Below are 230 nucleotides of genomic sequence, written 5' to 3'. Positions count from 1 at the left end.
ATAAGATACCATTAATTGGTTCAGAAAACTGAAAGACCGTTGCATCCTTAAGTAGAAAACGTTCAATTTCAAACTCTGCGTTTTGAAATAATTCAGGTATCTCTCTTTTCGATTGCGTATAAACGTCTACACTTGATGCAATAGATTTAAGATGCTGTTTTAATTCTGATTCAGAATAATCAGAGTATAAGTTCTTAAGCCTATCCAAATTTTGAGGAAATTTAAATATT

The 230-nt window shown here is 30.4% G+C and carries 1 protein-coding gene; it reads right to left on the bottom strand.

Translation table 11 applies throughout. The annotated features are described in order from the left end of the window. Nucleotides 1-208, bottom strand: a 208-nt coding sequence (locus J7604_RS06990) for a hypothetical protein (RefSeq protein WP_293893147.1), incomplete at its 3' end; no start/stop codon positions are given. Nucleotides 209-230 lie beyond the last annotated feature (22 nt).

Origin of the sequence: Sporocytophaga sp. (assembly GCF_017745095.1) — a bacterium.
GTDB lineage: Bacteria > Bacteroidota > Bacteroidia > Cytophagales > Cytophagaceae > Sporocytophaga.
This window is presented reverse-complemented; position numbering and strand designations above follow the sequence as displayed.